Annotated in this window: 1 protein-coding gene; it reads right to left on the bottom strand. The window is 34.7% G+C overall.

The window, feature by feature from the left end:
- On the bottom strand, positions 1–1,262 hold a 1,262-nt coding region (locus tag T335_RS20990; RefSeq protein ID WP_034328751.1), incomplete at both ends, for an RHS repeat domain-containing protein.

The following is a 1,262-nucleotide window of genomic DNA, read 5'->3' as shown; positions in this document are numbered from 1 at the left end:
TTATTCTCTAATAATCCTCCAAAGGCATCGTAGTGGTAGCTATTTTTTATGTTTTCTTGTTGGTCGGTTATGTGTAGGGTACTGCCTTGTTCATCTTGTTGGTAGTAGTATTTATGGCAGTTAGTGTTGTTTTTATCCCATAGCTCTGCTGCTACGATTTCGTAGCCTCTGGAAAATCTATTGATCGGGTTGTTTTCTTCGTCTAATTCTACCTGAATATTTCCTTTATGGTAGATGAATTTTGTGAGTTTTTGATTTTCTTCTATTTCTGTTCTTAGCCCATGGGCATCGTATCGGTTTATTTGGGTATGTCCTTCTTTTGTTATTGTCTTTATTTGTTGGTTAAGGTTATTGTATTCAAATGTATTTGTCCCTTCGGGGGTTTCTTCTTTTATTGTATTTCCTTGTTTATCGTAGTAGAAGTTTGTTATACCCTTTTCTTTTTGGTGTTGCGTTATTTGATTTTTTCTATTGTATGTATATTGTTCTATGGTACTGTTTAGGGTTTTTGTTAAGCGATTTCCTACTAGGTCATAGGTAAAGGTCTCTTCTCTTCCGTCATAGTTTGCTTTTATCAATCGGTTTAGGCTGTCGTAACTGTAGTGGGTTTGATGTTTTATTCCTATTTTTTCTAGTCTATTTCCATTTAGGTCGTATTGATAGTTATAGTCTTCTTGTCTCTCTCCTTTTGTGGTTTGGGTTGTTAGTTTTGTCATGTTTTTATCTTGGTCGTAGGTGTAGCTTGTTGTTATTCCGTTTCCATATTGTATTTGTTGTAGGGTATCGTCTAGGTTATAGCTGTAGTTTGCTAGTCTGTTATTGTCTTGGTCTAATATTTCTTTTATTCTGCCTGCTGGGTCGTATTGATAGTTTGTTCTTTTTCCTGTTATGTCTTCGATTGTGGTTATTTTGTTGTTTTTGTTGTATTGGTAGCTGATTAAGGTCCTTCCGGAAGCTTCTTTTCTTTTCAGTAGTTGGTCTTTTGTGTAATGGTATGTATAGACCATTTCTCCTGCTTTTGCAAGGTGTAGTGTTCCGTCTGGGTTGTATTGATAGGTTTGGTATAGGCTTTTTTCTTTTCCTTTGTCGTATCCTTTTATGGTGGTAATATTACCATCTATGTTGTAGCTGTAGGTAATGATATTTTCATTTGCATCTTTATGTTCTACTATATTTCCTTCTTGGTCGTATTTGAAATATTGTCTATTTCCTTCTTGGTCTATCATTTCTTCTACTTTATTGAAGCTGTTGTAATGATATGT

The organism is Alkaliphilus transvaalensis ATCC 700919, assembly GCF_000621485.1.
Lineage (GTDB): Bacteria > Bacillota > Clostridia > Peptostreptococcales > Natronincolaceae > Alkaliphilus > Alkaliphilus transvaalensis.
The sequence above is the reverse complement of the archived record's forward strand: the minus strand, read 5'-3'. Positions and strand labels throughout refer to the sequence as shown.